Origin of the sequence: Acetobacter papayae JCM 25143 (assembly GCF_000613285.1) — a bacterium.
Lineage (GTDB): Bacteria > Pseudomonadota > Alphaproteobacteria > Acetobacterales > Acetobacteraceae > Acetobacter > Acetobacter papayae.
This window is the reverse complement of record NZ_BAIN01000084.1, coordinates 1-8721: the sequence shown is the minus strand read 5'-3', so window position 1 is coordinate 8721 and position 8721 is coordinate 1. Positions and strand designations below refer to the sequence as shown.

Annotated in this window: 10 protein-coding genes and 1 pseudogene; all 11 read right to left on the bottom strand. The window is 63.9% G+C overall.

Annotated elements, in window-relative coordinates:
* Positions 1-465, bottom strand: a pseudogene (locus JCM25143_RS19725) (hypothetical protein); the annotation flags it as partial.
* A 34-nt stretch (positions 466-499) separates the two neighbouring features.
* Positions 500-1336 carry a [NiFe]-hydrogenase assembly chaperone HybE gene (gene hybE / locus JCM25143_RS13430; RefSeq protein WP_025861587.1) on the bottom strand — a complete coding sequence of 279 codons (837 nt, stop codon included), beginning with the start codon at positions 1334-1336 and terminating at the stop codon, positions 500-502.
* Positions 1333-1704, bottom strand: a complete 372-nt coding sequence (locus tag JCM25143_RS24285; RefSeq protein ID WP_234395269.1) for a hydrogenase expression/formation protein — start codon at positions 1702-1704, stop codon at positions 1333-1335. Before JCM25143_RS24285 ends, hybE begins: the two co-directional genes overlap by 4 nt.
* The gene (locus JCM25143_RS24280) at positions 1698-2207 is read right to left on the bottom strand and encodes a hydrogenase expression/formation protein (protein WP_234395268.1); all 510 of its coding nucleotides are present in this window, start codon (positions 2205-2207) and stop codon (positions 1698-1700) included. Before JCM25143_RS24280 ends, JCM25143_RS24285 begins: the two co-directional genes overlap by 7 nt.
* The gene (locus JCM25143_RS13420; RefSeq protein WP_025861586.1) at positions 2204-2653 is read right to left on the bottom strand and encodes a thioredoxin domain-containing protein; all 450 of its coding nucleotides are present in this window, start codon (positions 2651-2653) and stop codon (positions 2204-2206) included. Before JCM25143_RS13420 ends, JCM25143_RS24280 begins: the two co-directional genes overlap by 4 nt.
* Before the next feature lie 33 nt (positions 2654-2686).
* Positions 2687-3010, bottom strand: coding sequence for a HypC/HybG/HupF family hydrogenase formation chaperone (locus JCM25143_RS13415; protein WP_025861585.1), 324 nt, complete (start codon positions 3008-3010; stop codon positions 2687-2689).
* Positions 3011-3014: 4 nt separating this feature from the next.
* A complete protein-coding gene (locus JCM25143_RS13410; RefSeq protein ID WP_025861583.1) occupies positions 3015-3674 on the bottom strand; it encodes a HyaD/HybD family hydrogenase maturation endopeptidase in 660 nt (219 codons plus the stop codon).
* Between the two features lie 244 nt (positions 3675-3918).
* Positions 3919-4683, bottom strand: a complete 765-nt coding sequence (gene cybH / locus JCM25143_RS13405; protein ID WP_051543372.1) for a Ni/Fe-hydrogenase, b-type cytochrome subunit — start codon at positions 4681-4683, stop codon at positions 3919-3921.
* A gap of 12 nt (positions 4684-4695) precedes the next feature.
* Positions 4696-6516: a nickel-dependent hydrogenase large subunit gene (locus JCM25143_RS13400; protein ID WP_025861579.1), complete on the bottom strand. Its 1821-nt coding sequence runs from the start codon at positions 6514-6516 to the stop codon at positions 4696-4698.
* Positions 6516-7592: a hydrogenase small subunit gene (locus JCM25143_RS13395; protein WP_025861578.1), complete on the bottom strand. Its 1077-nt coding sequence runs from the start codon at positions 7590-7592 to the stop codon at positions 6516-6518. The genes JCM25143_RS13400 and JCM25143_RS13395 overlap by 1 nt, the downstream gene beginning before the upstream one ends.
* A 165-nt stretch (positions 7593-7757) precedes the next feature.
* A complete protein-coding gene (locus JCM25143_RS13390; RefSeq protein ID WP_025861577.1) occupies positions 7758-8666 on the bottom strand; it encodes a Kae1-like domain-containing protein in 909 nt (302 codons plus the stop codon).
* Positions 8667-8721: the final 55 nt, after the last annotated feature.

Genomic DNA, 8721 nt, shown 5'->3' with positions numbered 1-8721 from the left:
CAGTGGCGGGGGTGTCTGCGCCGTGCGCCCGGCCTCAAGCCAGAGCGTAAAATCCGCCTCTGCCAGCAGGGCTAGCGGTGTTTCCAGCCCGGTCAGGGCGGTGGCAAGCTGCGTGCGTGCGCTGTCTGCCCTGTCGTTTCCAGCGCCGAGGGTACGTGTCAGCCATGTCCTATCCAGTGTCAGGCCCAGATGGCGCGGCCATGTGTGCAGCAGCTCAAGGGCATGGTCGCGCAGGATGTCATGCGTTGCGCTGGTATTGGTGCTGTCGTGTTCCGGCAGGCCCAGTGCCTGTGTGGCGGCGGCGGCATGGGCCGCACCGCACAGGCTGAACAGGCTGGCCAGCCGGGAGCGGGCTTCCTCAGGGGTAAGGCCCACGCAGGTGCGGGCCATGTCTGGGCTGTTCTGGATGCGCGCGCGCCATGGCTGGCCAGCCTGCGGCGCGGACAGGACAAGCCGCCCCATCATGTGTGGGTGTTATCCTGTGCGTTCTGGTTGCCAGTCAGCAGGGCGCGGCGGCCGTGCGGGCCGCGACCGGTGTATTGGAGGCGGGGGCCGGGCGGTATGCGGGGTGCAGGGTGGGGTCCATGAGCGAGACAAGGGCGGCCTGCGCGGTTTCAATGGCCTGCAACATGGTGGTGAAATAGAACATGGGCGAAAACAGCGAACAGGCCAGATAGGGCGGCAGGTCGCCTGCCTGATCGCGGTTGACGGCGGTAAACTCATAATCACCCGAGGGAAAGCCCAGCAGAACTTTCTCGCCCGAGGCCCTTGTGGGGCCGCCGGTATCGGGTAGGGGGGCCTGCACCAGATTCATGAACCACGGGGTAATCAGCACGCCCAGAATATGCCCGTCGCGTTCCTGAAACCCCACGGCCTTTACGTTCAGCGCCGCGTTAACAATCGGCACGCCGCGCATCTGGTTGGCATGGATATCGCGAAAGGTTGCCTCAAGCTGGCGGGCAAACAGCGTTGCGGGTGGCACGGCCTGTTCGGAGGGGTGCTGCGCGGTGTTGTCTGCGGGGGTGGCGCTCTGTCTCGGCTGTGGGGCCGTGTCGGTGTTTTCGGTGTTTTCGGTGTTGTCGGGGGTGGCATGGGCCTGCGGGCTGAGTTCATGCACGACCATGAACTGCTCTTTCGGGGCATCGCAGGTCGGGCAGCGCCATGTGTCTGGCAGGGCGGCAAACGGTGTGCCGGGGGGAACCTGCCACGTCTCGCAGCCCTGCGCGGGATCGTAGAGCGACCAGCAGATTTTGCATTCCATCACGCTGCCCGCGTTCAGCCGCGTGGCATCGCCCAGATACGAGCCCTCGAACCCGTGGAACGCCTGCGCCGTCATGGTGCGGGCTCGGCAATAATGGCGCAGATTTCGCCCAGACGTTCGGCGGAATCGGCTAGGTCTTCCTGTGCGGCGCAGGCGACCTCGGGCACTTCCGTCACCTCGATTGTATCGAGAATGAGCGTGTCCATGGAGTTGAAGTAGCGCACCCGCCACACATGGGGGGTGGCGGTGGAGGTTATCCGGCAGTTGCCATACCCGCGTGAGAGAATGGTGAGCGTGCCATGCCCCAGCACGCGCTCGATCATGTCTAGGTCTTCTGGCGTGTGGGGCAGCAGGCTCAGATTGACCACATGCGGCGGCGTGCCCGGCTGCCATGCGGCACTTTTGTCGAGCAGTTCGGTCAGGATAGCGGGGGCGTTCACCACGCCTTCGCCACAGGCGCTGGTGATATCCGGCACCGCGCGCACGGGTGGGAAAGCACGGGCGAGCACAACACGCGGAAACGCCGCGACTTCCATCTGCCGCGTGGCTCCGCCCCCTTGGCGGCGGTGCGGGAAAAAGCGCGCATGGACCATAGCCCTGCAAAAACGGTTTCCTGCACTTCTATCCGCCCGGCGGTGTCTTCCAGCACGATGGACACCTCGCCCTCGCCCAGCGCGTCGTCCACAATGCGGCGGTTGGCGGGATCGAGCCCCTCGGGGCGGACAATAACGGACTGGCCCGCGCGCCAGTGCGCCATGGTGTCTCGCAGGGCTTCAAGAAAGGCGATGGCAGGGCGCGCTGCGTTGATGTCATCCAGTTCGGGCAGGTGGGGCGTATAGACGCTCACACCCGAGGGCATGGCCAGATACTGGAGGTCTTCCTCGCTGTCCTGTGTCATGGAGCCGGGGCCAAACCCTTTGGGCGGCACCGCAAAAGACGGGATCATGGAGCGGGCTCCGCTATGGGGGTCAGGGGGGCCAGTATGGTGGCCAGCCGGGTGGCGTAGTCGCTCCAGTCGCGCATGCGGGCGATGTTGCCCAGCACCCGGCCCTGATGCAGCAGCACAAGGGCGGGCAGGGACAACTCACCCGTCTCGCGCACCAGCCGGGCTTCCAGCGCTGCGGTGGCAATTGCGCCCGAAACCGGCAGGGCGGGGGCGGCTTGCGGCGTGTTGTGGCCGTTGGTGGCGTGCTGGCTCAGGCTGGCGGCGCACAGGCTGGCCAGATCAGGCAGAATAGCGGCGATATCGGGGGTTTCGAGGTGGGTGCGGGCATGGCTGGGCAGGAACAGCAGCACCACACCGGAGGTGGCGGCTGTGGTTTCATCCAGCACGGGCATACCGAACTGCGTCTGGAGGCGTTGCAGCGGTGGGGTAAGGAGAATGTCTGGCATCAGGCTTCTTCCAGTCCGGCCAGGCGGGCGGCTTCAAGGTGAGGGGGCAGGGCGGGGGGGCTGTTCGCACAGATCGGCAAACCCCCGGGCGATGATTTCAGCGCTCGCCCCCTCTTCCGCCACGGACAGTGCCGCGACCGATTCAAGGGCAGCGCGGATACGCGCGGCTTCTTGTGCGCTGAGCTGCGCGCGGGCAAGGCCGAGGAACACCAGCACGTCATCACCCGTGCGGGCTTCTGGCACCAGCGCCATATCCACCCGCTGCGGGGTGGCCAATGCGCCATCGGGCAGGCGGGCAGCACAGAGGGCAAAAGTGCCTTCAACGCTCTGCACGGTCATGGGAATACCCACACACATGGCCCTAGCCTCTCATGCGGGTGAGTACCCGCGGGTCGCCGTAGCGGCAGGCTTCTGCTTCTGTCGGGCGGCCGTTTTCATAGGCGGTGCGCGAGACGGCGGCGGTCATCAGCCCTGCACCGTCCTGTGTTGCATCCGGCGCACGCGGGATGGGGTGTATGTCGTAATCTTCCGCCAACATGGCCAGCACGGCTGCGGCGACTTCGGGCACGCGGGCGGCCACGGGCGGGGTCAGCCCGCCACCGTAATCCTGCATGTTGACCGGCTGCACGCCAATCAGCGCCACCTTGCGCGGGGCGTGGCCGCGCAGGTCGAGCAGGGCCAGCACTTCCTGAAAGCCGGTCTGGTGCAGGCTCATTTTGCGGGCCCCGATGGTCGAGGGCACATCCGCGCCGCGCACTGTATGCACCGTACCGGGTGGCAGGCCGAAATCGATGGCATCGACAATCACCAGCCCGTCCAGCCCTTCAAGCTGGGGCAGCAGATACAGGCCCTGCGTGCCGCCATCCATCAGTTCCGCCGGGGCGGGAAAGTGGTGGCGCGCGGCGAGATATTCCACCACCCGCACGCCAAAGCCTTCATCGGCCCATAGAATGTTGCCAATGCCCAGTATCAGCACCCGTCCATGGGGCCGGGCTGCCTGTTCCTTTGTGCTGACTGTCATGTCTTGCCCTGTCTTCCGGCTGGCGGGTTCCGAGGCTGTACGCAGAATCTGCGGCCCTGCACGGACACCCCGAAAAACAAAGAAGCAGAAACCGTGCCAACTGACAGAGTGGCAGCTATCCAACCATCCTGTGACAGAAAACCCTACATCACGGTACTGTGATGTAGGGTTTTTATGGATAGCTATCTTCCAGATTGAATGGAAAGTGGAAGACTAACTTTCACTTTCCGCCGCTCTGTCGGGTTTAGTCGGGTCTGTCGTCGCGGAAGATGCGGTAGCCATTGGTCATGGCCGAAATCAGCGACTGGCGCGAGGTAATGTCCTCACGCGTGACGGTATAGATATGGATCATGACAAACAGGGTAATGACCCATAGCCCCCAGTGGTGCAGGTAATGCGTGCCAAGGCTGCCCCCCAGCCAGGGCATGACCCAGCCAAACACGCGGCCTTCCCAGCTATCCATGCCCGTGCCATCGGAATACAGGGCAAAGCCGCTCACGATCATGAACAGCCCTGTTAGTGTAAAGCAGAAAAACAGCGCTGTGCGGGCCAGCGCGTTATGCCCGATGGTGGTTTTGGCATGCTTGCGGATAAAGGCGTAAACCATGACCTCGCCCAGCAGCTCTTTCCAGTATTCAGCTTTCCAGAACGGCACCCAGAACAGCTCGCGGGACCAGGCATTGCCAAAAAACAGCCCCCAGATTACCCGCCCCGCAAAGCCGATGGTGAAAACCCACGCCGCAATGAAATGCAGCGCCCTGATCCACCCCATCTGGAAGTGGCTGCAGGCCTCCCCCGACAGGGTCGCGGGGGGTGAGGCAATCAGGTAGCCGGTAATGCCCAGCACCAGAATGGAGGCCGCTGTCAGCCAGTGCCACAGCCGCACCGGCGCTTCGTAGACATAAATCTGCGTGACCTTGCGCGCGCGCAGGGTGCGGGCCTGTTGCCCGTCCAGATTGGTGCCCCTGAGGTCGCTATCGCTCAGGGGGCCGGATTGCGGTGTGCTCATTGCTCTGCTCCCTTAGCGGATGGTGACGCGGGCCAGTTCGTCTCCATCAGGCGCCATGACATGGGTGGCGCAGGCCATGCACGGGTCGAAGGAGTGCAGGGTCCGCAGGATTTCCACCGGCTGCTCGGGGTTGCTCATGGGCGTGCCCAGAAGCGATGCCTCGAACGCGCCGATATTGCCCTTGGCGTCGCGCGGGCCACCGTTCCATGTGCTGGGCACCACGCACTGGTAGTTCTCTATCCGGCCATCGCGGATCTTGATCCAGTGGCCCAGTCCGCCGCGCGGGGCGGCTACAATGCCAACGCCCTTGGCTTCCTTCGGCCATGTTGCGGGGTCCCACTTGGAGACATTGGCTGTTGCCAGATCACCAGCGGCGATATTGGCAATCAGCGCGTCGTAGTCATCGAGCATCTGCTGGGCGCAGTAATGGCCCTCAAGTGCGCGGGCGAGCGTGCGGCCAATAGTGGTGGGCAGGGCCTCACGCGGGGTCAGGCTGGTGCCTGCCAGCGTGTTGAAACGGCCCAGAGCGTCATCCACCTGTGCCTTCACATATGGCACACCCTTGGAGTAGGCCAGAATATAGCGGGCCAGCGGCCCAACCTCGCAGGCATTGCCCCGCCAGCGCGGTGCTTTGACCCACGAATATTTTGCCGCTTCATCCACGGCCAGAATATTGGTGCGCGTGCCTTTGGCATTTGCCCCCAGCGCGTAATGCGGGTCGGTTACGCCATCCCACGGGTGCAGGCCGATATCTTCACGGCCTGCGCCGTATTCGTACCAGCTATGGGTAACGAATTCCTGCACCTGTTCGGGGTCGCGCGGGTCTATGGGGTGAATTTCATCCCAGTTGCCGCCCAGAATCACCCCGCCGGGGAAGCGGTTGGTCGAGGGGTCGCCCTGCACGGTGGGGCAGTCGCCGTAATCCATCAGGTTGCTGGCTGACAGTCCGCCGCCATACAGCCAGTTCTTGTAGTAACTGCCGATGGCGATGACATCAGGCACATACACGTTCTGGGAGAATTCGAAGGCTTCCTGCAGCTTGAGCTTGATGAAGTTCAGCCGCTCCATGTTCAGTGGTGCGCCCGCTGCCATGTCGCCGTCGATATTGATGGCGCAGGGCACGCCGCCCACCATGTAGTTGGGGTGCGGGTTCTTGCCGCCCAGAATGGTGTGAACCTTGACGATTTCCTTCTGGAAGTCGAGCGCTTCAAGGTAATGGGTTACGGCCATCAGGTCGGCTTCGGGGGGGAGCAGATAGGCGCTGTTATCCCAGTAGCCATTGCGGAAAATGCCGAGCTGCCCGCTTTCCACAAATTTTTTCAGCCGGTTCTGCACATCGCGGAAATAGCCGGGCGAGGATTTGGGGTGGTTGGGCGAGACCGCCTGCTGGAGTGCCGAGGTGGCGCGCGGGTCTGCCTTGAGGGCATTGACCGGGTTGACCCAGTCCAGCGCGTGCAGGTGGTAGAAATGCACCACGTGGTCGTGCCAGGCCAGCACCTTTTCCATGATCTGGCGGATCAGGAACGCATTGGTGGGAATACGGATATCCAGCGCGTCTTCCACGGCGCGTACGGAGGCCAGTGCGTGGCAGCCCGTGCACACGCCGCAGATACGCTCCACAAAGGCCCATGCGTCACGCGGGTCGCGGCCTTTGAGAATAACCTCCAGCCCGCGCCACATGGTGCCGGTGGAAACCGCGTTGCGGATGACATTGTGCTCATCCACGTTCACTTCAACACGCATATGGCCTTCAATGCGTGTGATCGGGTCAACCACGATCCGGCGGCCACCATTGTCGAGGGAAAAGCCGTTGGGTGTCTGGGTGGTGGTCATTATGCGTCATCTCCCTTGTGGCGGGCCCGGCTGAGGGCGGTTATGGCGGCGTGGGCGGCAAGGCCCGCGCCAACCGCTCCGGCGGCGACCATGCCCACCTTGTCGGCGTTGGCCTCGATCCCGAAGCCGCTGACATCCTGCAGGCGCGCGTACCACGAGCCCTTGTCCCAGAACCCGTCTTCCGAGCAGCCGATACAGCCGTGCCCGGACTGGATGGGAAAGGACACGCCATCATTCCAGCGGATGGTGGAGCAGGCGTTGTAGGTAGTGGGGCCTTTGCAGCCGACCTTGTACAGGCAGTAGCCTTTGCGCGCGCCTTCATCGTCAAAGCTCTCGACATACTGCCCGGCATCGAAATGCGGGCGGCGGTAGCATTTGTCGTGAATACGCTGGGAGTAGAACATTTTCGGGCGGCCCTGCCGGTCAAGCTCGGGCAGGCGGTCGAAGGTCTGCATGTAGGTAATGACGCCGGTCATGACCTCGGCAATGGGCGGGCAGCCCGGCACTTTGATAACCGGCTTGTCCAGAATGACCTTGTGCACGGGGGTTGCCTGTGTGGGGTTGGGCCGGGCGGCCTGCACACAGCCATAGGAGGCGCATGACCCCCACGAGATAATGGCCTTGGCCCCCGATGCCACGCGCTTGAGCTGCTCTACAAACGGCTTGCCACCAATGATGCAGTACATGCCATCTTCATTGAGCGGGGGATTGCCCTCCACGGCCAGAATGTAGTTGCCGTGGTATTTTTCCATGACCTCGTCAAGAATGGCCTCGGCCTGATGCCCGGCGGAGGCCATGAGCGTGTCATCGTAATCCAGCGAGATCATGGACAGGATCACGTCCTTGACCAGTGGATGTGCCGAACGGATGAAACTTTCCGAACAGCACGTGCATTCCAGTCCGTGCAGCCACAGTACCGGCGTGCGCGGCTTGGTTTCCATGGCGTGGGCGATCTGCGGCACAAATTCGGGGCCGAGGCCCAGTGCCGCCGCGGTAAGGGAGCAGTATTTGACGAAAGAGCGGCGGGTGATCCCCTGCCGCCGCATGACGTCATAAAAGGTTTCCAGAACAGCCATCGGTGAAAGGCATCCTCCCGTGGGGTCATCAATGAGCACCGCTAGAGGGTGCATCCCGACAGAAGGAAGAAGCAGAAACTGTGCCATCCATGGATAGGAGGCAAAACAGGCAGGAAAGTCCCTGTCGTGTCCAGACAAGGGGAAAGCGGCTGACCGGCTGGCTGGTCAGTCCGTTTCCAGTCTGGCGCAGGCGGCGGCAATAACCGCCTGACCCAGCGCCAGCCCGCCATCGCCGGGCGGGGCAAAAGCGGGGCGCAGCACGCGCAGGCCCGCAGCCTCTAACTGGGTTACGAGCGCGCTCACCAGCAGGTCGTTGGCCATAACACCCCCGCCCAGCACAACGGTGCGTAAAGGGGCCTGCGCGAAACCGGGCGCCTGTGGCCCGCCCGCTGTATCGCCCAGAGTGCAATCCGGCAGGGGAGCCGGGCTGGCGAGCGCTTGGGTTTCTGGCCCGAAAGCCTGTTCTGGAGCGGAGGTTGGATTGCCAGCTTTGCTACCAGTTCGGCTGCTTATCTGGCTGCTCATCTGGCCGGTTGTGTTGCCGCCTGCCTGTGCGTGTTCGCGCACCAGCACCATGACCAGACTGGCCAGCCCCGCCGCCAGTGCGGCATGAAAACCCGCAGCGATCGTGCAGGCCGGAACGCCACGGGCCTTGGCCGTCAGCGCTGCCGCCCAGAGTGGTGCGGGGTTGAGTTCCCACACGCCATCGGCCGCCCGCGCCAGTGTCAGGGCCATGTCCGGCAGGGCGCTGTATGGTGGCCTCTCCAATAGGGTGCCAGATGCGGTGCCAGATGGGTGGGGCACTGGCGGACAGGTCGCACTGTCCGGCGCGGTGGCCAGCCGGTTATGCGGGGTGTTGTCTGGCGGGCTGTCGGGTTGCGGGCCGGATGAGGTGCCCGGCGGGGGCATTTCCGGCGGAGGGGGTGGTGCCTGCCGGGCCAGTGTTTCCAGCCGCATGGCGGCTTCGCCCTCATGGGTCAGGCGTTCGGGGGCCACGCCCAGCAGGGCGGCCATGGCATCGAACAGACGCCCGGCGGAACTGCAAAGCGGTGCGTTCAGGCCGGTGCGGATCATGGCGCGCAGGCGTCCAGCTGCCGGTTATGCAGGGCGGGCAGCAGGCCTTGCGATA